Source organism: Bacteroides sp. D55t1_190419_B8 (assembly GCF_015558905.1).
GTDB lineage: Bacteria > Bacteroidota > Bacteroidia > Bacteroidales > Bacteroidaceae > Bacteroides > Bacteroides vicugnae.
In genome coordinates this window covers 718,083-742,884 of the sequence record NZ_JADMOU010000001.1, presented here as the reverse complement: position 1 = coordinate 742,884, position 24,802 = coordinate 718,083, and the positions used below count along the sequence as shown (strand labels likewise).

Here is a 24,802-nt window from a genome sequence, read left to right as displayed (position 1 = left end):
ATTCCGAACAGAGAAGTTAAGCCTCGTCACGCCGATGGTACTGCGTAACAGTGGGAGAGTAGGTAGCCGCCGTTTTTAAAGAAGCCTCGCTTGTCTATTGGACGGGCGAGGCTTTCTGTTTTTTTATTACTTTGGTATTTATATCGCCATTTTTAACAGATACAAACCTCATAATACCTATTAAAAAAGTGAATATTTACTGATAATTTGTATGTTATGAGGATATTTATTTGTATCTTTGTCGCCCGAATTGTAAGCTAACGATTTAAAAAAGAGAGAAGCTTTGGGAAAGTTTGATAAATACAAAATTGACTTGAAAGGAATGCAAACAGACTCTGCTAAGTATGAGTTTGTATTGGATAACCTTTACTTCGCTCACATTGATGGTCCTGAAGTTCAGAAAGGAAAGGTGAATGTTACATTGACCGTGAAAAGAACCTCTCGTGCTTTCGAGCTGAGTTTTCAGACTGAGGGAATGGTATGGGTACCATGTGACCGTTGTCTGGATGATATGGAGCTGCCTATCAGTTCTTCTGATAAACTGATGGTAAAGTTTGGACATGAATATGCAGAAGAAGGTGACAACCTGATTGTGATTCCCGAGGAAGAAGGGGAAATCAACGTTGCATGGTTCATGTATGAGTTTATTGCACTCTCTATACCCATGAAGCATGTACATGCTCCCGGTAAGTGTAATAAAGCGGTAACCAGTAAATTGAACAAGCATTTGAAAACGAATGCGAATGAGGATAGCGATGATACTTTCGACACAGGTGGAGATGACATCGTAATTGAGGAAGAAGTGGAGGAACAAATTGATCCTCGTTGGAATGAATTAAAAAAAATATTAGATAATAATTAAAGTTTTAAGAAAATGGCACATCCTAAGAGAAGACAATCAAGTACGAGACAAGCGAAGAGAAGAACTCATGATAAGGCAGTAGCTCCTACATTGGCTATTTGTCCGAATTGCGGCGAATGGCACGTTTACCACACTGTATGTGGTGCTTGCGGCTATTACAGAGGTAAGCTCGCTATTGTGAAAGAAGCAGCTGTATAATTAGTACAGTTATACTGAAACAGCCTGGGGGTGAAACTCTCCGGCTGCTTTAAGTATTATAGTATTGCTAATTAAAAATAGGTTTGATGGAAAAAATAAATGCAGTAATCACAGGAGTCGGCGGGTACGTACCCGATTATATCTTGACTAACGATGAGATATCAAAAATGGTGGATACCAACGACGAATGGATTATGACTCGTATCGGAGTAAAGGAAAGACATATTCTGAATGAGGAAGGATTAGGTAGTTCATATATGGCGCGCAAAGCTGCCAAACAGTTGATGAAGAAGACTGGCGCTAATCCTGATGACATTGATTTAGTTGTTGTTGCTACTACTACTCCTGACTATCACTTCCCTTCTACAGCTTCTATTCTTTGTGATAAACTCGGACTGAAGAATGCTTTTGCCTTCGATTTGCAGGCTGCTTGTAGCGGATTCCTGTATTTGATGGAGACAGCTGCTAATTTCATCCGTTCGGGAAGATATAAGAAAATTATCATTGTCGGTGCCGATAAGATGTCGTCAATGGTTAACTATACAGATCGTGCTACATGCCCTATCTTCGGTGACGGTGCTGCTGCCTTTATGGTGGAACCGACTACGGAAGATTACGGGATCATGGATTCGATACTGAGAACAGATGGTAAGGGATTGCCTTTCCTCCACATGAAAGCTGGTGGTTCGGTTTGTCCTCCGTCTTATTTCACAGTAGACAATAAGATGCACTATTTGCACCAGGAAGGAAGAACAGTATTTAAATATGCTGTATCCAACATGTCGGATGTCTCTGCTGCAATCGCAGAAAAGAATGGCCTGACGAAAGATAGTATTGACTGGATTGTTCCGCATCAGGCGAATGTCCGTATCATCGAGGCTGTGGCACACCGTATGGAGGTGCCAATGGATAAAGTGTTGATAAATATTGAGCATTACGGTAACACGAGTGCCGCTACACTTCCTCTGTGTATCTGGGATTATGAAGATAAACTCAAGAAAGGCGATAACATCATTTTCACTGCATTCGGTGCCGGATTTACTTGGGGCGCAGTATATGTGAAATGGGGTTATGATGGAAAGAAGGAATCGTAACGTAAGTTACTGAACTATAACACTCAAAAACGCATCCTATTTCGATTCGATGCGTTTTTTTGTCTCAACCAATAAAATAAAGAGAAATGCATAAAGCAGGTTTTGTAAACATCGTAGGAAATCCGAATGTCGGAAAATCGACATTGATGAATGTCTTGGTAGGCGAACGTATTTCGATCGCTACCTTCAAAGCGCAGACTACTCGTCACCGGATTATGGGAATCTATAATACGGATGAAATGCAGATTGTTTTTTCTGATACTCCGGGTGTGTTGAAGCCCAATTATAAACTACAGGAGTCTATGTTGAATTTTTCTACTTCGGCATTGACGGATGCGGATATCTTGCTTTATGTAACGGACGTGGTGGAGACGCCGGATAAGAATAATGAGTTTATGGAAAAGGTGCGTCAGATGACGGTGCCTGTTCTCTTGCTCATCAATAAGATAGATCTTACAGATCAGGAAAAACTGGTAAAGCTGGTGGAAGAGTGGAAAGAGTTGCTTCCCCAAGCCGAAATTATTCCGATTTCTGCTACATCAAAGTTCAATGTAGACTATGTAATGAAGCGGATCAAAGAACTGCTGCCCGATTCTCCTCCTTATTTTGGAAAGGATCAGTGGACGGATAAGCCTGCCCGTTTCTTCGTGAATGAGATTATCCGGGAAAAGATTCTGCTCTACTACGATAAAGAGATCCCCTATTCGGTGGAGGTTGTCGTAGAAGAGTTTAAGGAAGAACCGAAGAAGATTCATATTCGGGCGGTGATTAACGTGGAACGTGATTCGCAGAAAGGAATCATTATCGGTAAACAGGGAAAGGCGTTGAAGAAGGTGGCTACCGAGGCTCGCCGTGAACTGGAACGTTTCTTTGGAAAGACTATTTTCCTCGAAACGTATGTGAAAGTGGATAAGGATTGGCGTAGTTCGGATAAGGAACTCCGCAATTTTGGTTATCAGTTAGATTAAGAGTATTCATGCGACTGTGATAGTCGTGAAAAAACAAGGTATTGAACTATGGGTAATTTAGTTGCAATTGTAGGACGCCCGAATGTGGGCAAGTCTACCTTATTTAACCGTCTGACGAAGACTCGTCAGGCTATTGTGAATGAAGAAGCGGGTACAACCCGCGACAGACAATATGGCAAGTCTGAGTGGCTGGGCCGTGAATTCTCTGTGGTGGACACCGGTGGATGGGTGGTCAACTCGGATGATGTCTTTGAAGAGGAAATCCGTAAGCAGGTATTATTGGCCGTGGAAGAAGCGGATGTCATTCTGTTTGTAGTGGATGTGATGAATGGAGTGACTGACTTGGATATGCAGGTAGCTGCTATTCTGCGTCGTGCTAATAGTCCGGTGATTATGGTTGCTAATAAAACGGATAATCACGATTTACAATATAACGCTCCCGAATTCTATAAACTGGGATTGGGCGATCCGTATTGCGTCTCTGCCATGACAGGAAGTGGTACGGGTGATTTGATGGACTTGATTGTCAGCAATTTCAAGAAAGAATCATCTGAAATTCTGGATGATGATATTCCTCGTTTTGCTGTGGTAGGACGTCCGAACGCCGGAAAGTCTTCCATTGTAAATGCATTTATTGGGGAAGAACGTAATATCGTAACAGAGATTGCCGGAACTACCCGCGACTCTATCTATACTCGTTACAATAAATTCGGATTTGATTTTTACCTGGTGGATACAGCGGGTATCCGTAAGAAAAACAAGGTAAATGAAGATTTGGAATATTATTCAGTCGTTCGTTCGATTCGTTCTATCGAAGGTTCGGATGTTTGTATTTTGATGTTGGATGCTACAAGAGGTGTTGAGGGGCAGGACTTGAATATCTTCTCTCTGATTCAGAAGAATCAGAAAGGACTGGTAGTTGTTATCAATAAGTGGGATTTGGTGGAAGATAAATCTGTGAAAGTACAGAAAGCGTTTGAGGAAGCTGTTCGCTCGCGTTTTGCTCCGTTTGTCGATTTCCCGATCATCTTTGCTTCTGCACTGACTAAACAACGTATTCTAAAAGTGCTTGAAGAAGCACGTAGTGTGTATGAAAACCGGACGACAAAGATCCCGACCGCACGTTTGAATGAAGAAATGCTTCCGTTGATCGAGGCTTATCCGCCTCCTTCCAATAAAGGTAAGTATATCAAAATTAAATATATCACACAGTTGCCGAACACACAAGTGCCTTCATTTGTATATTTCGCCAACTTGCCGCAGTATGTGAAAGAGCCATACAAACGTTTCCTCGAAAATAAGATGCGTGAGAAATGGAATCTGACAGGTACGCCGGTTAATATTTATATTCGACAGAAATAAAATTCACCACAGAGGACACGGAGGACACAGAGAAATAATAAATCAAAGACACGGACTGTCTCAACTATATAAATATAGATTGGGGCAATCCGTGTCTTCTTATAAAATAAAACTCTGTGTCCTCCGTGTCCTCTGTGGTGAACCTATTTTTCCAACTGGAAATCTTTTCGGCGTAACACGAAACTATTACTCAAGTATTTTTCACGCACAATCTGATTTTCCGATAGTTCTTCCGGTGTCCCCTGGAAAAGGATCTTTCCTTCGAACAGCAGATAGGCGCGGTCTGTGATACTAAGCGTTTCCTGTACGTTGTGGTCGGTAATCAGGATTCCGATATTCTTGTCTTTCAGTTTCCATACAATTTGCTGGATATCTTCTACGGCAATCGGGTCGACACCGGCAAAAGGTTCGTCAAGCATGATGAATTTGGGGTCGATGGCAAGACAACGGGCAATTTCTGTACGGCGGCGCTCACCTCCCGACAACTGGTTACCTTTATTTTTGCGTACCTTTTGCAGGCGGAACTCTGCAATCAGGCTTTCGAGTTTCTCTTTTTGATATTCTTTGGGCTTGTTGGTCATTTCCAGTACAGAGGCGATATTATCTTCCACGCTCATCTGGCGGAAAACGGAAGCTTCCTGTGCAAGGTAGCCGATTCCCGTTTGTGCGCGTTTGTAAACCGGATATTTGGTAATTTCCAGGTCATCGAGGAAAATACGTCCTTCATTAGGAGTAATCAGCCCTACAGTCATATAGAATGAAGTCGTCTTACCGGCACCGTTCGGTCCCAGCAAACCTACAATCTCACCCTGCTTCACATTGATGGAAACGTGGCTTACAACGGTGCGTTTACCGTACTTCTTAACCAGGTCTTCCGTGCGGAGCACCATCTTGCTTTCTTCCATATTCTAGTTATTTTGCGGCAAATGTAGTAAAAATAAGCTGAAATAATGTACATTTGCAGACAAATAGTGTGAGTTATGATAAAAGCATTGAGAACCGTCGGGAGATATTTTATACTGATGGGACGGACTTTTTCCCGCCCCGAGCGTATGCGTATGTTCTTCCGGCAATACCTTAACGAGTTGGAGCAGCTAGGTGTGAACTCCATCGGTATTGTGCTGTTGATTTCGTTTTTCATTGGCGCAGTGATTACCATTCAGATTAAGTTGAATATCGAAAGTCCATGGATGCCCCGCTGGACAGTGGGATATGTGACACGTGAAATTATGTTGCTGGAATTTTCTTCCTCCATCATGTGCTTGATTCTTGCCGGAAAAGTCGGGTCGAATATCGCTTCCGAATTAGGAACGATGCGGGTGACACAACAGATTGATGCGCTCGAAATTATGGGTATCAATTCGGCGAACTACCTGATTTTGCCTAAGATTACGGCGATGGTGACTGTTATCCCTATTCTAGTGACGTTTAGTATCTTTGCCGGAATCATCGGTGCCTTTTGCACATGTTGGTTTGCCGGGGTTATGAATGCTGTCGATCTCGAATATGGTTTGCAGTATATGTTTAACGAATGGTTTATCTGGGCGGGTATCATCAAATCCCTCTTTTTTGCGTTTATCATTGCAAGTGTGTCCGCTTTCTTCGGATACACGGTAGAGGGAGGTTCGATTGCTGTAGGAAAGGCTTCTACGGATGCCGTAGTGTCCAGCAGTGTATTGATTCTGTTTTCAGACTTGATATTAACTAAACTTTTGATGGGATGATTGAGATTAAAGAACTTTATAAATCATTTGATGACAAGACAGTATTGAGTGATATCAATGCTGACTTTGAAAATGGAAAGACAAACTTGATTATCGGTCAGAGTGGTTCCGGTAAGACGGTGTTGATGAAATGTATTGTAGGATTGCTGACTCCGGAGAAAGGAGAAGTCTTGTATGACGGACGTAACCTTGTCCTGATGGGGAAGAAGGAGAAGAAGATGCTTCGCAAGGAAATGGGAATGATTTTCCAGAGTGCGGCTCTTTTTGACTCTATGACCGTATTTGATAATGTGATGTTTCCACTGAATATGTTTAGCAACGATATCTTGCGTGACCGGGTCAAACGGGCGATGTTCTGTCTGGATCGTGTGAATCTGGGGGAAGCGAAAGATAAGTTTCCGGGAGAAATCAGTGGTGGTATGCAGAAGCGTGTCGCTATTGCGCGTGCGATTGCCTTGAATCCGCAATATCTGTTTTGTGATGAGCCGAACTCGGGGCTGGACCCGAAAACGTCATTGGTGATTGATGATCTGATCCACGATATTACGCAGGAATATAACATGACGACCATTATCAATACGCATGATATGAACTCTGTATTGGGGATTGGTGAGAAGGTGATTTATATTTATGAGGGACATAAAGAGTGGGAAGGTACGAAAGATGACATCTTTACTTCTACCAATGAACGACTGAATAACTTTATCTTTGCTTCCGACTTGCTCCGTAAGGTGAAGGACGTGGAAGTGCAAGGAATGGAAGGGTAATAAAAAAACTTCTGTCATCAGGTGACAGAAGTTTCTTTTTTTCTTAGCTATGTTAGCGTCGGCAATTAAGCTCTAGGTCTAGCTTCTTTAACTACCATTGTACGACCCATGTATTCAGCTCCGTTCAATTCAGCAATAGCCTTTGCAGCTGCAGCGTCGTCTTCCATTTCGATGAAAGCGAATCCTTTGGATTTACCGGTTTCACGGTCCATAACAACTTTAACTGATGATACTGCTCCGTAATCTTCCATCACTTGTTGCAGATCTCCTTCCTTAACACGGTAGTTAAGGTTTCCAACATAAATGTTCATAATGAAAATGATAAAAAAATAAATAAATGAATAAAACTCTCTGGATAGATGGTTACTAATAAAAAGATTAAAACGACAGAGAGTTTACAAATGCGTTCTGGTAACGGAAGTAAAAACCTTGTAATCAAATCGAGAAACTAATGGTCCATCAATCCGCAACAAAGAAAAGAATAATTTTTGGATTAACCATCTTTTTGGAAAGTTAATTTGCGGATTATCAGAAAAAAAGTTCTTTCCTTTTCTCTTGAAAGAAAAGAAAGAACCAAAGAAAAGTTGGAGAAAGCCCTTACGCTCGGTATCCTCAAGCGAGCTTGCGGCTACACTCATTAAATCGGGCTTTTCAAGGCTGACTTTTTTCTCCTACTCGCTTCCTACACTACGCTAAAGGGCAGAAACTCGCTACGCTCAAACAATCTGCCCTTCTTAACGCTCCGTTACGGGCACTCGCTTGACGGAGAAAAAAGTAGGCCGGGGGAACCTGGCGGGGTGGGTGTTGATGGGGAATTTTCATTGTTTAGGTGTGGGTATGAGCAGAATATCAGTGAAATATCAATAAAAGATGTGTGAAAGATGGGTGGCGTTGCTGAAATAAATCTGCAATGTCTTTTGAAATTTGAAAGATTAGCACTAATTTTGCACCCTCTTTGAGTATAGAACAAAGTATAAATCAAATAAATAATTGTCAGAATGAACGTTTCATTACAAAACATTGACAAAGTAAGCGCAGAGCTTACTGTAAAGCTTGAGAAAGCCGATTATCAGGAGAAAGTAGATAAAGAGTTGAAGTCGCTCCGTCAGAAGGCACAGATTCCGGGATTCCGTAAAGGTATGGTTCCGACAAGTCTTATTAAAAAGATGTATGGTAAGTCGGTAATTGCAGAGGTTGTGAATAAGGCACTGCAAGAAGCTGTTTACAATTATATTAAAGAAAATAAGGTGAATATGTTGGGCGAGCCGTTGCCTAACGAAGAAAAGCAACAGAATATTGATTTCGATACAATGGAAGAATTCGATTTCGTATTCGACATCGCTTTAGCACCTGAATTTAAAGCAGAAGTAAGTGCTAAAGATAAAGTGGATTATTATACTATCGAAGTTTCTGACGAAATGATCGACAACCAGGTGAAGATGTATACTCAACGCACTGGCAAGTATGATAAGGTAGACTCTTACGAAGATAATGATATGTTGAAAGGTCTGCTGGCACAGTTGGATGAAGAAGGTAACACAAAAGAAGGTGGTATTCAGGTAGAAGCTGCTGTGTTGATGCCTGCTTACATGAAGAACGACGATCAGAAAGCTATTTTTGCTAATGCAAAAGTAAATGATGTATTGGTGTTCAATCCGAATGTGGCTTATGACGGACATGCTGCCGAACTGGGTTCTTTGTTGAAGATTGACAAGGAAATCGCAAAAGACGTGAAATCTGATTTCAGCTTCCAGGTAGAAGAAATCACTCGTTTTGTTCCGGGTGAATTGACTCAGGAAGTATTCGACCAGGCATTCGGCGAAGGTGTTGTGAAGACTGAAGAAGAATTCCGCGCTAAGATTAAAGAAGAAATCGCAGCTAGATTTGTGGCTGACAGCGATTATAAATTCCTGATCGACATTCGTAAGGTGATGATGGAAAAAGTAGGTAAGCTGGAATTCTCTGATACCCTGCTGAAACGTATCATGTTGCTGAACAACGAAGAAAAGGGAGAAGAATATGTTGCTGAAAACTATGATAAGAGCATCGAAGAACTGACTTGGCACCTGATTAAGGAGCAGTTGGTTGAAGCAAACGATATCAAAGTAGAACAGGAAGATGTTCTGAAGATGGCTAGAGAAACAACGAAGGCACAGTTTGCTCAATACGGTATGTTGTCTATTCCTGACGATGTGCTTGACAACTATGCACAGGAAATGTTGAAGAAGAAAGAAACTATCAATAATTTGGTAAGTCGTGTGGTAGAAGTGAAGCTTGCTGCTGCTCTGAAAGCGCAGGTTACTTTGGAAAACAAGAACGTTTCGATCGAAGAATTCAATAAAATGTTTGAGTAATCATTCGGTTGAATAAAATATAAAGTCACAGAAACACAGAGTTTTTATAAAATTATAACTCTGTGTTTTTTTGTGTCTCTGTATTCTTTTTCGTTTCTTTGTACTTACGTTTATTTTTAATTTATAAGAAAGGAACAATTAACATGGATGATTTTAGAAAATACGCAACCAAGCATTTAGGAATGAATGGCATGGTATTGGATGATGTGATTAAGTCGCAGGCCGGGTATTTGAATCCCTATATTCTGGAAGAAAGACAGTTGAACGTAACTCAACTCGACGTTTTCTCCCGTTTGATGATGGACCGCATCATTTTCCTCGGTACACAAGTTGATGACTATACAGCTAATACGCTTCAGGCACAGTTGTTGTATCTGGATTCTGTGGATCCGGGTAAGGATATCTCTATCTATATCAACTCTCCGGGCGGAAGTGTATATGCCGGACTGGGCATTTATGATACGATGCAGTTTATTTCAAGTGATGTTGCTACCATCTGTACAGGTATGGCAGCTTCAATGGCGGCTGTATTGCTGGTTGCCGGTGCTGAAGGCAAACGTTCTGCATTGCCTCACTCACGTGTGATGATTCATCAGCCGATGGGTGGTGCGCAAGGACAAGCGTCAGACATTGAAATCACAGCGCGTGAGATTCAGAAATTGAAGAAAGAACTTTATACGATCATCGCTGATCATTCGCATACTGATTTCGATAAAGTATGGGCGGACTCTGACCGCGACTACTGGATGACAGCTCAGGAAGCGAAAGAGTACGGTATGATTGATGAGGTATTGATTAAGAAATAAAAATGGCTGATTCAAAAACAAAGAAAAGATGTAGCTTCTGTGGACGGTCGGAGAATGAAGTCGGATTCCTGATTACGGGAATGAATGGCTATATTTGCGACAGCTGTGCTACCCAGGCTTATGAGATTACTCAGGAGGCATTGGGAGAAGGCAAGAAAAGCACAGGAGCTACCAAACTCAACTTAAAAGAACTACCCAAGCCGGTAGAAATCAAGAAATTCCTCGACCAGTATGTGATCGGACAGGATGATGCGAAACGCTTCCTTTCTGTATCGGTCTATAACCATTATAAACGCCTGTTGCAAAAAGACAGCGGTGATGATGTGGAGATTGAAAAGTCGAACATTATTATGGTGGGCAGTACCGGAACCGGAAAAACATTGCTAGCACGCACGATTGCCAAGTTACTGCACGTGCCGTTTACCATTGTAGATGCTACGGTGCTGACGGAGGCCGGTTATGTGGGCGAAGATATCGAAAGTATTTTAACCCGTTTACTTCAGGTAGCAGATTATAATGTACCTGAAGCAGAACAGGGTATCGTGTTTATCGACGAGATCGACAAAATTGCCCGTAAAGGAGATAACCCTTCGATCACTCGCGACGTGAGCGGTGAGGGTGTACAGCAGGGATTATTGAAATTGCTCGAAGGTTCTGTAGTGAATGTACCTCCCCAGGGAGGCCGTAAGCATCCGGACCAGAAGATGATTCCGGTAAATACCAAGAATATTCTCTTTATCTGTGGCGGTGCGTTCGACGGTATCGAGAAGAAGATCGCCCAACGGTTGAACACCCATGTCGTAGGTTATACGGCATCGCAGAAAACAGCGACGGTGGACAAGAATAACATGATGCAGTACATCGCTCCGCAGGATTTGAAGTCATTCGGACTGATTCCCGAAATTATCGGACGTCTTCCGGTACTGACCTATTTGAATCCGCTGGATCGGGATGCGCTTCGTGCGATCCTTACCGAACCGAAAAACTCTATCATCAAACAATACATCAAACTGTTTGAAATGGATGGTATCAAGCTGACATTTGAAGATGATGTCTTCGAATATATCGTTGACAAGGCGGTAGAATATAAGCTGGGTGCCCGCGGATTGCGCTCTATTGTGGAAACAATCATGATGGATGTCATGTTTGAAATCCCTTCAGAGAACAAAAAAGAGTATAAGGTGACGCTGGATTATGCAAAGATGCAACTGGAAAAAGCGAATATGGCACGACTACAAACTGCTTAAAATCAAAGAGTAAGGCTACAGAAAATGATCGTAACTGTATTTTCTTGAAAATATTAGTCGCATTTTGCTTGGTAATTACGAAGTTGTTTATAACTTTGTTTGGCTCTCTTGAAGAAGAGAACATACTTAAAGTTAAACCATGAACTGAATAAAACAACCTAAGTTAAGATGGCAAGGAAGATTAATTTAACAGATGAACTGAAAAAGTATTTCGGATTTAATAAGTTCAAGGGAAACCAGGAAGCGATCATTAATAACTTGCTCGATGGTAAAGATACCTTTGTACTGATGCCTACCGGTGGCGGGAAATCTTTATGCTATCAGCTACCTTCGCTCTTGATGGAAGGTACAGCAATCGTAATTTCTCCGCTTATTGCGTTGATGAAGAATCAAGTGGATGCAATGCGCAATTTCAGTGAAGAAGATGGCGTCGCCCATTTTATCAATTCTTCATTAAACAAAGGTGCGATAGACCAAGTGAGGTCGGACATCCTTGCCGGAAAGACAAAATTGCTATATGTAGCGCCGGAGTCGCTGACGAAAGAAGAAAACGTAGAGTTTTTGCGTTCGGTAAAGATTTCGTTTTATGCAGTGGATGAAGCTCATTGTATTTCGGAATGGGGTCATGACTTTCGACCGGAATACCGGCGGATTCGCCCTATTATCAATGAAATAGGAAAAGCTCCGTTGATTGCGCTTACCGCAACAGCGACACCGAAGGTGCAGCATGATATCCAGAAAAATCTGGGAATGGTAGATGCTCAAGTCTTCAAATCTTCGTTCAACCGTCCGAACCTTTATTATGAGGTACGTGCGAAGACCGCTAATATTGACAGGGATATTATCAAGTTTATCAAAAACAATCCGGAGAAATCAGGCATTATCTATTGCCTTAGCCGGAAAAAAGTGGAGGAACTTGCCGAAATCCTGCAAGCAAACGGTATCAATGCACGTCCTTATCATGCTGGTATGGATTCGTTGACCAGGACTAAGAATCAGGATGATTTCCTGATGGAAAAAGTGGACGTTATTGTAGCAACTATCGCTTTCGGTATGGGAATTGACAAGCCGGATGTGAGGTTTGTGATTCACTACGATATTCCAAAGAGTCTGGAAGGGTATTACCAGGAGACCGGGCGCGCCGGTAGAGATGGCGGTGAAGGTCAGTGCATAACCTTTTATACAAACAAAGACTTGCAGAAACTGGAAAAGTTCATGCAAGGAAAACCTGTGGCAGAGCAGGAAATTGGCAAGCAGCTTCTGTTGGAAACCGCTGCTTATGCCGAATCTTCCGTATGCCGACGCAAGACGTTGCTACATTATTTCGGTGAAGAATATACGGAAGAAAATTGTGGAAATTGTGACAACTGTTTAAACCCTAAAAAACAAGTGGAGGCTCAAGAGTTATTGTGTGCCGTGATTGAAGCGATTATCGCGGTGAAAGAAAATTTTAAGGCAGATTATATTATAGACATACTACAAGGTAAAGAAACTTCCGAAGTACAGGCGCATTTGCATGAAGACCTCGAAGTCTTCGGCTCCGGTATGGGTGAAGAGGATAAGACATGGAACGCAGTGATTCGTCAGGCGCTGATTGCAGGTTACTTGAGCAAAGATGTGGAGCATTACGGACTCCTGAAAGTGACGGAGGAAGGACATAAGTTCCTGAAGAAGCCGAAGTCATTCAAGATTACCGAGGACAACGACTTCGAAGAGACGGAAGAAGAAGTGCCGGCACGTGGCGGTGGTTCCTGTGCGGTGGACCCGGCTCTTTATTCTATGTTGAAGGACTTGCGGAAGAAACTCTCGAAGAAACTGGAAGTACCGCCTTATGTGATCTTCCAGGATCCGTCTTTGGAAGCGATGGCTACCATTTATCCGGTGACATTAGAAGAGTTGCAGAATATACCTGGCGTAGGTGCCGGAAAAGCAAAACGTTACGGTGAAGAATTCTGTAAATTAATCAAACGCCACTGTGAAGAGAACGAGATAGAACGCCCTGAAGACCTGCGGGTACGTACAGTTGCCAATAAATCTAAGATGAAGGTAGCTATTATTCAGGCTATCGACCGTAAAGTGGCGTTAGATGATATCGCTCTTTCCAAAGGGATTGAATTTGGTGAACTGTTGGACGAGGTAGAAGCTATCGTTTATTCGGGAACCAAGCTGAACATAGATTACTTCCTGGAAGAAATCATGGACGAAGATCATATGCTCGATATCTACGATTATTTCAAAGAATCTACCACTGATAAGATTGATGATGCGCTTGATGAATTAGGCGATGACTTTACGGAAGAGGAAGTTCGCTTGGTACGTATTAAGTTCATCTCTGAAATGGCTAATTAAAAAAGCGAAAAAAATAGGCGTGCAGGTATGCGGTTTTGAATAAAAACCGTATATTTGCACGCAATAAATTTTAAACGCATAGCCCTATGTCATTTATTGCTGATAAGATTGTAATGGATGGGTTGACTTACGATGATGTATTGTTGATCCCCGCTTATTCTGAAGTTTTACCGCGCACTGTCGATCTCTCGACAAAGTTTTCAAAAAACATTGAGTTAAAAATACCTTTTGTGACGGCTGCCATGGATACGGTTACCGAAGCGAAAATGGCTATTGCCATTGCCCGTGAAGGTGGTATCGGTGTGATTCACAAAAATATGTCTATCGAAGAACAGGCAAGACAAGTTGCTATCGTAAAGCGTGCCGAAAATGGTATGATTTATGACCCTGTAACGATCAAAAGAGGTTCTACTGTTCAGGATGCACTGGACATTATGGCAGAATATAAAATCGGTGGTATCCCTGTGGTAGATGATGAAGGTTATCTGGTGGGTATTGTTACCAACAGAGATTTGCGTTTCGAAAGAGACATGGCAAAACATATTGATCTTGTCATGACTCCGAAAGAAAGATTGGTGACTACCAACCAGTCTACAGACTTGGAATCTGCTGCACAGATTCTTCAGAAACATAAGATTGAGAAACTTCCGATTGTCGGAATGGATGGAAAGTTGATCGGTCTTGTCACTTATAAAGATATTACAAAAGCAAAAGATAAACCGATGGCTTGTAAAGATGCCAAAGGTCGTCTGCGTGTAGCTGCCGGTGTAGGTGTTACTGCCGATACATTGGAGCGTATGCAAGCATTGGTGGATGCCGGTGCGGACGCAATCGTGATTGATACAGCTCACGGACACTCTAAATTTGTGATTGAAAAACTGAAAGAAGCAAAGAAACGCTTCCCGAATATTGATATTGTGGTAGGTAACATTGCTACCGGAGAAGCTGCCAAAGCTTTGGTGGAAGCTGGTGCGGATGCTGTGAAAGTAGGTATCGGTCCGGGTTCTATCTGTACAACTCGTGTGGTTGCCGGTGTAGGTGTTCCGCAGTTATCTGCTGTCTATGATGTTGCAAAAGCGTTGAAGGGTACAGGTATTCCTTTGATTGCCGATGGTGGTTTGCGTTATTCGGGCGACGTGGTGAAAGCGTTGGCCGCTGGAGGATATTGCGTAATGATCGGATCATTAGTTGCCGGAACAGAGGAATCTCCGGGTGACACTATTATCTTCAATGGTCGTAAATTCAAATCCTATCGTGGTATGGGTTCGTTGGAAGCAATGGAGAATGGTTCGAAAGACCGCTACTTCCAGAGTGGAACTGCTGATGTGAAGAAGCTTGTTCCGGAAGGAATCGCTGCCCGTGTTCCTTATAAAGGTACGCTTTTCGAAGTTGTTTATCAACTGAGTGGTGGTTTGCGTGCAGGTATGGGATACTGCGGTGCTGCCAATATTGAGAAACTTCATGACGCTAAATTTACCCGCATTACCAATGCAGGTGTAATGGAAAGTCATCCGCACGACGTGACGATTACTAGTGAATCGCCGAACTATAGTCGTCCGGAGTAATAGATAAATACGGTGAACTAGTAACGGTGAACGGTGAACAGGCTGTGTTGTCAGCAGGGTGTTCACTGCTCACCGTTTGTTATTTATCTGTTATTGTCATGATGCTTGTTGTTTAATTGATTGGAAAATAAAATAGATGATGAAAAGAAGCCTGTTGTTGGGATGTATTTCTCTTTTTGTAGTCGTGGCCTTTGCGCGGGAAGATCCCGTATTGATGCGTGTGAACGGAAGAGAGATACTCCGTTCGGAATTTGAATATGCGTACCACCGTTATGCGGAACGTTCAAATGTCGAACTTTCACCGAAAGAGTATGCAGCACTTTTCGCTCAATCGAAATTGAAAGTGGAAGCTGCCAGGGCTGCCGGACTTGATACGACTTCTGTTTTTCGTAAACAACAGGAGAAATGCCGGACCGAATTGGTGGAATCTTATCTGATAGACAGGCAAGTGATGGATAGCTGTGCCCGTGCTATCTATCAGAAAATGGGACTGAAGGCACGTAGCGGCAGGGTACAGGTGATGCAGATTTTCAAACGTTTGCCGCAGATAATCACTTCCAGGCATTTAGAAGAAGAAAAAACGCGGATGGATTCTATATACCGGGTGATACAGAATCAGCCGGATTTGAATTTTAACCGTTTGGTCGAAATATACTCGGATGATAAGCAAAGTAGATGGATTGAATGTCTGGAAACAACGAGTGAGTTTGAGAATGTTGCTTTCTCTTTGGCAAAAGGTATGGTATCCCAGCCTTTTTTCACTCCTGAAGGGATTCATATCTTGAAAGTGGTCGATCGGGAGGAAACGGCTGCTTATGAAAATGTCAGTGTCAGATTAATGGAACGGTTACGGCGCAAGGAAATTTTGGACAAAGGTACAGGTGCGGTGCTCGAGCGATTGAAAAAAGCATGGCAGTATATTCCCAATCAGGCGGCAATGGAAGAATTGCTGGCGAAAGGCCGTACAGAACAAACCCTGTTTACGATTGACGGACAAGCGTACACCGGAACTATGTTCACTCATTTTGCCTCTTCCCATCCTCAAGCTGTCAAACGGCAGTTGGAAGGATTTATAGCCAAGTCATTGCTGGATTATGAAAGCCGGAACATCGATAAAAAGCATCCTGAAATACCTTATGCCTTGCGGGAATCTGATGAAAACTATTTGGTGGAAGAGATGACACGTCAGAAAATAGATTTGCCCGCAGCCAATGACCGCGCGGGATTGGCTACTTATTTTAAATTTCATTCGTCGGATTATCGGTGGGAGAGTCCCCGGTATAGAGGAGTCGTGCTTCATTGCGTTGATAAAAAGACGGCAAAGCAAGCCAAAAAAATGCTGAAGAAAGTGCCGGAAAAAGAGTGGGCGGAAAAGCTTCGGCAAACTTTTAATACATCCGGGGAGGAAAAGATACAAGTTGAACAAGGAATTTTTGCCGACGGAGACAATAAATATATAGATAAACTGGTTTTTAAGAAGGGTGATTTTGACCCTTTGGTGTCTTATCCTTTTACTATTGTTGTAGGCAAAAAAATGAAAGGTCCGGAGGATTATCGGGAAGTAATTGATCGGGTTCGAAAGGATTATCGAAGCTATCTTGACACGTGCTGGATGCGGGAATTGAGTGAGTCCGGTAAGGTTGAAATAAACCAAGAGGTTTTAAAAACAGTTAATAATAACTGATGTAACCGATTATTCACTATCTTCGTACCTTAAATAAGTAGATTTTAGTTGCCGATGCGAATATTAGTCCTCTTACTGATTACCCTTCTTGGTTGTGGAGCGTGCAAGGAACAGCGCGACCACAAAGGAAAGACTCCTTTGGTAGAGGTGGATGGTAACTTTTTATATAAAGAAGATTTGATGTCCGTGCTTCCGGTCGGATTGTCAAAAGATGATAGCATTCTCTTCGCCGAGCACTATATTCGTAGTTGGGCGGAAGAGATTTTATTGTATGAGAAAGCTGCGAACAATATCCCTGATAATGTGGATGTAGACAAACTGGTGGAGAATTATCGGAAAGCGTTGATCATGCATACTTATCAGCAGGAGTTGATTAACCAGAAGTTGACGAATGATATTTCCGAACACGAGATAGCAGAGTATTACGGCAAAAACAAGGAATTGTTTAAACTGGAAAGCCCGTTGATTAAGGGATTGTTTATTAAAGTGCCGTTGACAGCTCCGCAGTTGAACAATGTGCGCAGATGGTATAAGTCGGAAAAACAGGATGCTATTGAGAGTCTGGAAAAATATAGTTTGCAGAATGCGGTGAAATATGAATATTTCTATGATAAATGGGTGTCTGTGACCGATGTCCTGGACATGATTCCGTTGAAAGTAGAGGCACCGGAAGAGTACGTAAACAAACACCGTCAGGTAGAATTGAAAGATACGGCTTATTATTATTTCCTGAATGTGAGCGATTATCGTGGAGTTGGTGAGGAGAAACCGTATGAATTTGCCCGGTCGGAAGTGAAAGACTTACTGGTGAATCAGAAACGGGTGAGCTTTATGGAACAGGTAAAGAACGACTTGTATCAGCAGGCGGTAAGTAAGAAGAAGATTATATATAATTATTAAATACAAAGAATGAAGAAGTTTGTGAACTTTAGATTTGTTGTTACCCTTGTCCTGGCAATATTTGCTAATGTGGCAACCTATGCACAAGATAATGTGGTTGATGAAGTAGTTTGGGTTGTAGGTGACGAAGCTATTTTAAAATCAGATGTAGAAGAGGCCCGTATGGATGCCTTGTATAATGGACGCAGATTCGAAGGCGATCCTTATTGTGTAATTCCTGAAGAGATTGCTGTGCAGAAGTTATTCCTGCATCAGGCAAAGTTGGACAGTATCGAGGTTTCCGAAGCGGAAATCATTCAGCGTGTGGATATGATGACCAATATGTACATCCAGCAGATCGGTTCCAGAGAGAAAATGGAGGAGTATTTCAATAAAACATCCACCCAGATTCGTGAGACTTTGCGTGATAATGCACGTGACGGATTGACGGTTCAGAAGATGCAGCAGAAACTGGCAGGAGATATCAAAGTGACTCCGGCAGAAGTACGCCGTTATTTCAAAGACCTTCCACAGGATAGCATCCCTTACATTCCTACACAGGTGGAAGTGCAGATTATTACTTTGCAACCCAAAATACCCGTTTCGGAAATCGAGGATGTAAAGAAGACACTGCGTGATTATACGGATCGTGTGACAAAAGGAGAAATCGACTTCTCCACATTGGCACGTTTGTATTCTGAAGACAAGGCTTCTGCCATTAAAGGTGGTGAATGTGGATTTATGGGACGTGGTATGATGGACCCCGCTTATGCGAATGTGGCATTCAGCTTGCAGGACCCGAAGAAAGTTTCCAAAATTGTAGAATCGGAATTTGGTTTCCATATTATCCAGTTGATTGAGAAGCGTGGTGACCGTGTTAATACTCGCCATATCCTGTTGCGTCCGAAAGTATCGGAAAAAGAACTGACCGAGGCTTGTGCCCGTCTGGATTCTATTGCAGATGATATTCGTGCTAACAAATTCACATTTGATGATGCGGCTGCCGTTATCTCACAAGATAAGGATACCCGTAACAATCATGGTATCATGGTGAACATCAATGAACATTCAGGTATCACTACCTCTAAGTTCCAGATGCAGGATCTTCCTCAAGACGTTGCTAAGGTAGTGGATAAGATGAATGTTGGCGAGATTTCCAAAGCTTTTACAATGATTAATGAGAAAGATGGAAAAGAAGTATGCGCTATCGTGAAATTGAAAACGAAAATCAATGGTCATAAAGCAACCATCGCGGAAGACTATCAGGATCTGAAAGAAATCGTAATGGATAAGCGTCGCGAAGAGGTGTTGCAGAAATGGATTCTGAACAAGCAAAAACACACTTATGTACGCATCAACGAAAACTGGCAGAAGTGTGACTTCAAGTATCCGGGTTGGGTCAAGAATGACTGATATAACCTTGCTTTGACTTTATATGCTGAAAAAGAATAAGAAAAATAAACAACAAGACAGGCATAGATGGCTCCTTATAGGCTTTCTATGCCTGTTTGGTGTATGTCTTGCGCAAGACAACAAGAAGCAACCGGAGAATAAAAAGACCAAAGTTTACTTGCTTCATGCTGACGAAGGACAGGCGGATAAGCTGGCACGTCCGGATGTGCAGGTGTTGATTGGTAACGTGAAGTTGCGCCATGACAGTATGTATATGTACTGTGACAGTGCACTGATTTTTGAGAAAACCAACTCCGTAGAAGCCTTCAGTAATGTGCGTATGGAACAGGGAGATACCTTGTTCATCTATGGTGATTATCTTTATTATGACGGAATGACGCAAATTGCGCAACTTCGTGAAAATGTGAAGATGATTAACCGGAACACTACTTTGCTGACGGACAGTTTGAACTATGACCGTCTCTACGACCTCGGATATTATTTCGAGGGAGGAACTTTGATGGATGAAGAGAATGTATTGACTTCTGACTGGGGTGAATATAGTCCTGCAACGAAACAGTCGGTATTCAACCATGATGTGAAGCTGGTGAATCCTAAGTTTGTGTTGACCTCCGATACATTGAGGTATAATACGGAGAACAAAATAGCAGTGATTCTCGGACCTTCCAATATCGTCAGTGATAATAATCATATCTATTCGGAACGGGGATTCTATAACACATTGACCGAACAAGCGGAATTGTTGGACCGTTCGGTCCTGACCAATCAGGGGAAGAAACTTGTAGGCGACAGTCTCTTCTATGACCGGATAATCGGTTACGGAGAAGCATTCGATAATGTGAAGATGACAGATTCCATTAATAAGAATATGCTGACGGGTGATTATTGTTTCTATAATGAATTGACGGACTCCGCATTTGCAACAAAACGCGCTGTTGCTATCGATTATTCACAGGGAGACAGTCTTTATCTGCATGGAGATACTTTGCAGATGGTGTCCTATAATCTGAATACCGATTCTTTGTACCGGTTGATGAAGGCTTACCATAAAGTACGTATGTATCGTACAGATGTTCAGGGAGTATGTGACTCACTGGTTTATAATTCGAAAGATTCCTGTATGACCATGTATACTGACCCTATTCTTTGGAATGACGGACAGCAACTGCTTGGTGAGCAGATCAAGATTTATATGAATGACAGTACGATTGACTGGGCGCACATTATCAACCAGGCATTGACAGTAGAGATGAAAGACTCTATTCACTATAATCAAGTGTCCGGCAAGGAGATGAAAGCCTATTTCGTTAATGGAGATATGCGCCATATTGAGGTGATCGGTAATGTATTGACAGCTTTTTATCCTGAAGAGAAAGACAGTACGATGACCGGATTTAATTGTCTGGAAGGTAGTATGCTCCATCTTTATATGAAGGATAAGAAAATGGAAAAAGGACTCTTTATCGGCAAATCCAACGGAACGATGTATCCGATGGACCAGATACCGCCTGATAAACTGCGTCTTCCCACTTTTGCCTGGTTCGACTATGTCCGTCCGCTGAATAAGGACGATATTTTCAACTGGCGCAGCAAGCGTGCGGGAGAAACATTGAAGCCGACTACCGACCGGCGACCAAAGACAGAAAAGCGAAACTTAATAAATATGAAGTAGTATGGGAATGTTTAACTCAATGAGAAAGCCCCGGGGCTTTAATCATCAATACATTTATGTGGATGAGCGGAAAGAAAAGCTCGCTAAGATGGAGGAGAACGCCAAACGTGACTTGGGAATGCTGCCGGAGAAAGAATTTAATCCGGAAGATATTCGCGGTAAATTCGTCGAAGGTACTACACATTTGAAAAGAAGAAAAGCAAGTGGCCGCAAACCAGTCTCTTTCGGAATCATACTGATAATCATAGCCTTCCTTCTCTATCTGTGGCATTATTTAGCAACAGGAAGCTGGAGTTTTTAATTGTTAATTTACGAAGTATGAGCGATATCATTCATTTGTTACCTGATTCGGTAGCTAACCAGATTGCTGCCGGTGAAGTAATACAACGTCCGGCATCTGTTATCAAGGAGCTAGTGGAGAATGCGATTGATGCAGATGCGCAAAATATACATGTGTTAGTGACTGATGCGGGTAAAACCTGTATTCAGGTGATTGACGATGGAAAAGGAATGTCCGAAACGGATGCCCGTCTCTCTTTTGAGCGGCATGCTACTTCCAAGATACGGGAAGCTGCGGACTTGTTTGCTTTGCGTACCATGGGATTTCGCGGAGAAGCATTGGCATCCATCGCAGCAGTGGCGCAGGTAGAACTAAAGACGCGCCCGGAATCGGAAGAACTGGGAACGAAGCTGGTGATTGCAGGTTCTCAAGTGGAGAGTCAGGAGGCTATATCCTGTTCTAAAGGAAGCAACTTCTCTGTAAAGAACCTGTTCTTTAATGTGCCTGCCCGTCGTAAATTTCTAAAGGCTAATTCCACTGAATTGAGTAACATCCTTGCCGAATTTGAGCGTATCGCTTTGGTGCATCCGGAAGTTGCCTTTTCGCTTTATAGTAATGATTCGGAACTTTTCAATCTTCCGGTATCACAGTTGCGTCAGCGTATTCTTGCTATTTTCGGTAAGAAGCTCAACCAGCAATTACTGAATATAGACGTGAATACTACCATGGTGAAAATCTCCGGATACGTAGCCAAACCGGAGACTGCCCGTAAGAAAGGAGCCCATCAGTATTTCTTTGTCAACGGACGCTATATGCGCCATCCTTATTTCCATAAGGCAGTCATGGAGGCTTATGAGCAGTTGATTCCCGTCGGTGAACAGATTTCTTATTTTATCTATTTTGATGTGAATCCGGCCAATATTGACGTAAATATTCATCCGACAAAGACCGAAATCAAGTTTGAGAATGAGCAGGCCATCTGGCAGATACTTTCAGCATCCGTTAAGGAATCGTTGGGTAAGTTCAGTGCTATCCCTTCCATTGATTTTGATACGGAGGATATGCCTGACATTCCGGCATTTGAGGAAAAGATATCTTCCGAACCTCCGAAGGTACATTATAATACAGAATATAATCCGTTTAAAGTCTCTACCGGTGGCGGCGGATCGTATAGCCGTTCGAAAGTAGAATGGGAGGATTTGTACGGAGGGCTGACAAAAGCCAGTAAGATGAATAATCCGCAGCCGGAACCCGAAATGGATTGGGCGGATTCTTCTATTGGAGGCGAATCGGCCTTTGTGGAAGAAAAGATAGAGACGATGACATCCGCTGCTTCTTCTACTTTGTATGCCAATGAACCGGTGATGGAAAAGGGGAATCAGCATTTACAGTTCAAAGGGCGGTTTATTCTGACTTCAGTTAAATCCGGTTTGATGTTAATCGACCAACACCGGGCACACATACGGGTGCTTTTTGATCGCTATATGATACAGATACAGCAGAAACAGGGAGTATCGCAGGGCGTTCTTTTTCCGGAAATATTACAATTACCGGCTTCGGAAGCTGCTGTTCTTCAAAGTATTATGGATGATTTGTCGGCAGTTGGCTTCGATTTGAGCAATCTGGGAGGCGGTAGTTATGCCATTAATGGTATTCCTTCGGGTATTGAAGGACTGAATCCGGTCGAGCTGGTGCGTAATATGCTACATACAGCGATGGAAAAAGGAAGTGACGTTAAAGAAGAGATTCAAAGTATTCTGGCAATTACATTGGCGCGGGCAGCGGCTATTGTCTACGGACAGGTGTTGAGTAATGAAGAAATGGTAAGCCTTGTAGACAACCTTTTTGCCTGTCCCTCACCGAATTACACACCCGACGGGAAAATCGTTTTGACAACTATTAAGGAGGAGGACATCGAAAGATTATTCAAATAAAACAAATAAATTCATCTTTTCCTAAAACCTTTTAGTCCAGTTCGTGTTATTTAAATAGTTCAACAAAGAAAAAGATTTAAATAACCACTTAACTATTAGGTATATGAAAAAGATTCTGATGTTGCTGGCATTTGCCGGCGTTGCGTCTGTCGCTTCTGCGCAGCAGACAATGACTGTAACTGAATACGAAGTGATTCAGGTGCAAGATAAATATCAAGTAATAACTAATCCTTTCTGGAGTAACTGGTTCTTCTCTGTAGGAGGAGGTGCTCAGGTATTGTATGGAAACAATGACCATATCGGTAAGTTCAGAGATCGTGTCGCTCCTACATTCAACGTGTCTGTTGGTAAATGGGTAACTCCGGGATTCGGATTGCGTTTGCAGTACAGCGGTCTACAGGCCAAAGGATTCACCACCAGCGAAACTGCTAATTATGTGGTTGGCGGTCCGAGAGAAGATGGCTCTTACAAACAAAGATGGGACTACATGAACTTGCATGGTGATTTGATGATTAACCTGAACGCACTTTTCGGTGGATACAATCCGAACCGTGTATATGAAATTATCCCTTATATTGGTGCTGGTTGGGCTCATGCTTATTCTCGTCCTCACACTAACTCCGCTACTTTCAATGCAGGTATTATCAACCGCTTCCGTTTGTCGAATGCTGTTGACTTGAACTTGGAATTGAGTGCAACAGGTCTGGAAGGCAAGTTTGACGGCGAACACGGAAGTAAACCTGATTACGATGGTATCTTAGGTGCTACTATTGGTGTAACTTATTATTTCCCAACTCGCGGATTCCAACGTCCGGTTCCACAGATTATCTCTGAACTCGAATTGAACCAGATGCGTAATCAGATGAATGCAATGGCAGCAGCTAATATGCAATTACAACAGCAGTTGGCAAATGCACAACAACCGGTTGAAGTAGAAGATACTGAAGAAGTTGTTATAACAGATACTAACATTGCTCCGCGTACTGTATTCTTCAAGATTGGTTCTGATAAATTATCTCCGCAGGAAGAAATGAACTTGTCATATCTTGCCAGCAAGATAAAAGATACTCCGAATGCTACATACACAATCAACGGATATGCAGACTCTGCAACAGGTACTCCGGCTTTCAACCAGAAGTTGAGCTTGGAACGTGCGCAAGTTGTTAAAGACCTGCTCGTTAAAAAGTATGGCATCTCTGCCGATAGATTGAAAGTTGCAGCCGGTGGTGGTGTTGACAAATTCGGTCAACCGATTCTGAACCGTGTAGTATTGGTCGAATCAGCACAGTAATCATATAATTTCAGTATCCGGCGATTCTTTGTGATCGCCTGCTGAAAGAGAGAAGGCGGCTGAAAGCGAATCCTGAAATAAGGTATTTTCGCTTTCAGCTGCCTTTTTATTAGTTTGGTAGAGAATGTGAATGCGAGTTGTAATTTTCCCATCCCCTTCACCTTTTTTCTGAACTCTCGATGAATACACTGTTTGCGGGTGAAGGAAGTCCTTTTCATTACTGTATTCATCACATTACATATCGAAAAAATGTCATTACAGTGTTTTCTAAAATCCTTGTATTAATTGGAGAAAACACTGCAATGTTTTTTTTAATCATCCCAATGAAAAAAATAATCTATTAGCATATTTGT

22 protein-coding genes are annotated in these 24,802 nt (G+C 42.4%); 19 read left to right on the top strand and 3 right to left on the bottom strand.

The features are described 5' to 3' along the window. The first annotated feature begins 283 nt into the window (after positions 1-283). The 5 genes from I2I13_RS02560 to der all read left to right on the top strand — a co-directional run bounded on the left by I2I13_RS02560 (position 284) and on the right by der (position 4,484). The gene (locus I2I13_RS02560) at positions 284-862 is read left to right on the top strand and encodes a DUF177 domain-containing protein (protein ID WP_074559974.1); all 579 of its coding nucleotides are present in this window, start codon (positions 284-286) and stop codon (positions 860-862) included. A gap of 12 nt (positions 863-874) precedes the next feature. Next, positions 875-1,060 (top strand): 50S ribosomal protein L32, encoded by a 186-nt coding sequence (gene rpmF, locus I2I13_RS02555; RefSeq protein WP_074559973.1) that lies wholly within the window; start codon positions 875-877, stop codon positions 1,058-1,060. Between the two features lie 86 nt (positions 1,061-1,146). Next, positions 1,147-2,154 (top strand): beta-ketoacyl-ACP synthase III, encoded by a 1,008-nt coding sequence (locus I2I13_RS02550; RefSeq protein ID WP_195648657.1) that lies wholly within the window; start codon positions 1,147-1,149, stop codon positions 2,152-2,154. Positions 2,155-2,240: 86 nt separating this feature from the next. Beyond that, positions 2,241-3,122, top strand: a complete 882-nt coding sequence (gene era / locus I2I13_RS02545) for a GTPase Era (RefSeq protein WP_004297147.1) — start codon at positions 2,241-2,243, stop codon at positions 3,120-3,122. A 48-nt stretch (positions 3,123-3,170) separates the two neighbouring features. Further along, entirely contained in the window at positions 3,171-4,484 is a 1,314-nt protein-coding gene (der, locus tag I2I13_RS02540; protein ID WP_004297149.1) for a ribosome biogenesis GTPase Der, read from the top strand. Positions 4,485-4,627: 143 nt separating this feature from the next. On the opposite strand, the gene lptB is transcribed toward der, so the two are convergent. Continuing rightward, entirely contained in the window at positions 4,628-5,389 is a 762-nt protein-coding gene (gene lptB, locus I2I13_RS02535; protein WP_004297152.1) for an LPS export ABC transporter ATP-binding protein, read from the bottom strand. 75 nt (positions 5,390-5,464) lie between these two features. Between lptB and I2I13_RS02530 the strand changes: the two genes are divergently transcribed. Together I2I13_RS02530 and I2I13_RS02525 are read left to right on the top strand one after the other, a co-directional pair. Then, complete coding sequence (locus tag I2I13_RS02530) at positions 5,465-6,208, top strand: ABC transporter permease (RefSeq protein WP_148366593.1); 744 nt, start codon at positions 5,465-5,467, stop codon at positions 6,206-6,208. Beyond that, complete coding sequence (locus I2I13_RS02525) at positions 6,205-6,975, top strand: ABC transporter ATP-binding protein (RefSeq protein ID WP_195648656.1); 771 nt, start codon at positions 6,205-6,207, stop codon at positions 6,973-6,975. The genes I2I13_RS02530 and I2I13_RS02525 overlap by 4 nt, the downstream gene beginning before the upstream one ends. 65 nt (positions 6,976-7,040) lie before the next feature. On the opposite strand, the gene I2I13_RS02520 is transcribed toward I2I13_RS02525, so the two are convergent. Further along, on the bottom strand, positions 7,041-7,286 hold the full coding sequence (locus I2I13_RS02520) for an RNA-binding protein (protein WP_004297160.1): 246 nt from the start codon (positions 7,284-7,286) through the stop codon (positions 7,041-7,043). An 84-nt stretch (positions 7,287-7,370) separates the two neighbouring features. Continuing rightward, positions 7,371-7,613 carry a hypothetical protein gene (locus tag I2I13_RS02515; protein ID WP_195648655.1) on the bottom strand — a complete coding sequence of 81 codons (243 nt, stop codon included), beginning with the start codon at positions 7,611-7,613 and terminating at the stop codon, positions 7,371-7,373. Positions 7,614-7,973: 360 nt separating this feature from the next. On the opposite strand from I2I13_RS02515, the gene tig reads away from it, so the two are divergent. From tig to I2I13_RS02455, 12 genes are all read left to right on the top strand, one after another. Continuing rightward, positions 7,974-9,329 carry a trigger factor gene (tig, locus tag I2I13_RS02510; protein ID WP_148366591.1) on the top strand — a complete coding sequence of 452 codons (1,356 nt, stop codon included), beginning with the start codon at positions 7,974-7,976 and terminating at the stop codon, positions 9,327-9,329. A gap of 143 nt (positions 9,330-9,472) precedes the next feature. After that, positions 9,473-10,135, top strand: a complete 663-nt coding sequence (clpP, locus tag I2I13_RS02505; RefSeq protein WP_004297164.1) for an ATP-dependent Clp endopeptidase proteolytic subunit ClpP — start codon at positions 9,473-9,475, stop codon at positions 10,133-10,135. Positions 10,136-10,137: 2 nt separating this feature from the next. Next, entirely contained in the window at positions 10,138-11,382 is a 1,245-nt protein-coding gene (gene clpX, locus I2I13_RS02500; protein ID WP_148366589.1) for an ATP-dependent Clp protease ATP-binding subunit ClpX, read from the top strand. Positions 11,383-11,550: 168 nt separating this feature from the next. Next, a complete protein-coding gene (gene recQ / locus I2I13_RS02495; protein ID WP_195648654.1) occupies positions 11,551-13,731 on the top strand; it encodes a DNA helicase RecQ in 2,181 nt (726 codons plus the stop codon). 86 nt (positions 13,732-13,817) lie between these two features. Continuing rightward, the gene (gene guaB / locus I2I13_RS02490) at positions 13,818-15,296 is read left to right on the top strand and encodes an IMP dehydrogenase (protein WP_148366587.1); all 1,479 of its coding nucleotides are present in this window, start codon (positions 13,818-13,820) and stop codon (positions 15,294-15,296) included. 139 nt (positions 15,297-15,435) lie between these two features. After that, entirely contained in the window at positions 15,436-16,980 is a 1,545-nt protein-coding gene (locus tag I2I13_RS02485; protein WP_195648670.1) for a peptidylprolyl isomerase, read from the top strand. Positions 16,981-17,034: 54 nt separating this feature from the next. Beyond that, positions 17,035-17,880 carry a peptidyl-prolyl cis-trans isomerase gene (locus tag I2I13_RS02480; RefSeq protein ID WP_148366586.1) on the top strand — a complete coding sequence of 282 codons (846 nt, stop codon included), beginning with the start codon at positions 17,035-17,037 and terminating at the stop codon, positions 17,878-17,880. A 9-nt stretch (positions 17,881-17,889) separates the two neighbouring features. After that, entirely contained in the window at positions 17,890-19,272 is a 1,383-nt protein-coding gene (locus tag I2I13_RS02475; RefSeq protein WP_122138585.1) for a peptidylprolyl isomerase, read from the top strand. A 22-nt stretch (positions 19,273-19,294) separates the two neighbouring features. Next, entirely contained in the window at positions 19,295-20,944 is a 1,650-nt protein-coding gene (locus I2I13_RS02470) for an OstA-like protein (RefSeq protein WP_148366585.1), read from the top strand. A 1-nt stretch (position 20,945) separates the two neighbouring features. After that, positions 20,946-21,245: a hypothetical protein gene (locus I2I13_RS02465; protein ID WP_004297174.1), complete on the top strand. Its 300-nt coding sequence runs from the start codon at positions 20,946-20,948 to the stop codon at positions 21,243-21,245. Positions 21,246-21,262: 17 nt separating this feature from the next. Further along, positions 21,263-23,158 carry a DNA mismatch repair endonuclease MutL gene (mutL, locus tag I2I13_RS02460; protein ID WP_195648653.1) on the top strand — a complete coding sequence of 632 codons (1,896 nt, stop codon included), beginning with the start codon at positions 21,263-21,265 and terminating at the stop codon, positions 23,156-23,158. Between the two features lie 103 nt (positions 23,159-23,261). Then, on the top strand, positions 23,262-24,449 hold the full coding sequence (locus I2I13_RS02455; protein WP_148366583.1) for an OmpA family protein: 1,188 nt from the start codon (positions 23,262-23,264) through the stop codon (positions 24,447-24,449). The last annotated feature ends 353 nt before the right edge of the window (positions 24,450-24,802 follow it).

Excerpts from the sequence above, each read along its gene's own strand:
- rpmF (WP_074559973.1), top strand. The coding sequence starts at position 875 with ATGGCACATCCTAAGAGAAGACAATCAAGTACGAGACAAGCGAAGAGA.
- I2I13_RS02550 (WP_195648657.1), top strand. The coding sequence starts at position 1,147 with ATGGAAAAAATAAATGCAGTAATCACAGGAGTCGGCGGGTACGTACCC.
- era (WP_004297147.1), top strand. The coding sequence starts at position 2,241 with ATGCATAAAGCAGGTTTTGTAAACATCGTAGGAAATCCGAATGTCGGA.
- der (WP_004297149.1), top strand. The coding sequence starts at position 3,171 with ATGGGTAATTTAGTTGCAATTGTAGGACGCCCGAATGTGGGCAAGTCT.
- lptB (WP_004297152.1), bottom strand. The coding sequence starts at position 5,389 with ATGGAAGAAAGCAAGATGGTGCTCCGCACGGAAGACCTGGTTAAGAAG.
- I2I13_RS02530 (WP_148366593.1), top strand. The coding sequence starts at position 5,465 with ATGATAAAAGCATTGAGAACCGTCGGGAGATATTTTATACTGATGGGA.
- I2I13_RS02525 (WP_195648656.1), top strand. The coding sequence starts at position 6,205 with ATGATTGAGATTAAAGAACTTTATAAATCATTTGATGACAAGACAGTA.
- I2I13_RS02520 (WP_004297160.1), bottom strand. The coding sequence starts at position 7,286 with ATGAACATTTATGTTGGAAACCTTAACTACCGTGTTAAGGAAGGAGAT.
- I2I13_RS02515 (WP_195648655.1), bottom strand. The coding sequence starts at position 7,613 with ATGAGTGTAGCCGCAAGCTCGCTTGAGGATACCGAGCGTAAGGGCTTT.
- tig (WP_148366591.1), top strand. The coding sequence starts at position 7,974 with ATGAACGTTTCATTACAAAACATTGACAAAGTAAGCGCAGAGCTTACT.
- clpP (WP_004297164.1), top strand. The coding sequence starts at position 9,473 with ATGGATGATTTTAGAAAATACGCAACCAAGCATTTAGGAATGAATGGC.
- clpX (WP_148366589.1), top strand. The coding sequence starts at position 10,138 with ATGGCTGATTCAAAAACAAAGAAAAGATGTAGCTTCTGTGGACGGTCG.
- recQ (WP_195648654.1), top strand. The coding sequence starts at position 11,551 with ATGGCAAGGAAGATTAATTTAACAGATGAACTGAAAAAGTATTTCGGA.
- guaB (WP_148366587.1), top strand. The coding sequence starts at position 13,818 with ATGTCATTTATTGCTGATAAGATTGTAATGGATGGGTTGACTTACGAT.
- I2I13_RS02485 (WP_195648670.1), top strand. The coding sequence starts at position 15,436 with ATGAAAAGAAGCCTGTTGTTGGGATGTATTTCTCTTTTTGTAGTCGTG.
- I2I13_RS02480 (WP_148366586.1), top strand. The coding sequence starts at position 17,035 with ATGCGAATATTAGTCCTCTTACTGATTACCCTTCTTGGTTGTGGAGCG.
- I2I13_RS02475 (WP_122138585.1), top strand. The coding sequence starts at position 17,890 with ATGAAGAAGTTTGTGAACTTTAGATTTGTTGTTACCCTTGTCCTGGCA.
- I2I13_RS02470 (WP_148366585.1), top strand. The coding sequence starts at position 19,295 with ATGCTGAAAAAGAATAAGAAAAATAAACAACAAGACAGGCATAGATGG.
- I2I13_RS02465 (WP_004297174.1), top strand. The coding sequence starts at position 20,946 with ATGGGAATGTTTAACTCAATGAGAAAGCCCCGGGGCTTTAATCATCAA.
- mutL (WP_195648653.1), top strand. The coding sequence starts at position 21,263 with ATGAGCGATATCATTCATTTGTTACCTGATTCGGTAGCTAACCAGATT.
- I2I13_RS02455 (WP_148366583.1), top strand. The coding sequence starts at position 23,262 with ATGAAAAAGATTCTGATGTTGCTGGCATTTGCCGGCGTTGCGTCTGTC.